General features: G+C 59.3%; 1 protein-coding gene. It reads left to right on the forward strand.

Going from position 1 to position 349, the window contains the following annotated elements; translation table 11 throughout:
* A partial coding sequence (gene tssI / locus K5E40_RS34530; RefSeq protein ID WP_221734444.1) for a type VI secretion system tip protein TssI/VgrG occupies positions 1 to 349 on the forward strand: 349 nt, incomplete at both ends.

Below are 349 nucleotides of genomic sequence, written 5' to 3' on the forward strand. Positions count from 1 at the left end.
CCATGAAGAAACGCATTGTGATGAATTCGGCCGCATTAAATGCGAGTTCAATTGGGACCGCGCCGAACTCAACAGCGAGCGCAGCAGTTGCTGGATCAGGGTTTCATCGAGTTGGGCTGGGGAAGGCTTCGGTTCGGTGACGATTCCGCGCATCGGCATGGAAGTGGTGGTGACCTTTCTTGAAGGCGATCCGGACAAACCGCTGATCACCGGTTGCGTGCCCAACAAGGTCAAGTCCCCGCCCTACGCCTTGCCCGAGCACAAGACCCGCACCGTGCTGCGCAGCCACAGTTCACCGCACACCGGCGGCTACAACGAACTGATGATCGAAGACCGCGCCGGCCAGGAA

This window comes from Pseudomonas baetica, from assembly GCF_019733355.1.
In the GTDB taxonomy this organism is placed as follows: Bacteria; Pseudomonadota; Gammaproteobacteria; order Pseudomonadales; family Pseudomonadaceae; genus Aquipseudomonas; species Aquipseudomonas baetica_A.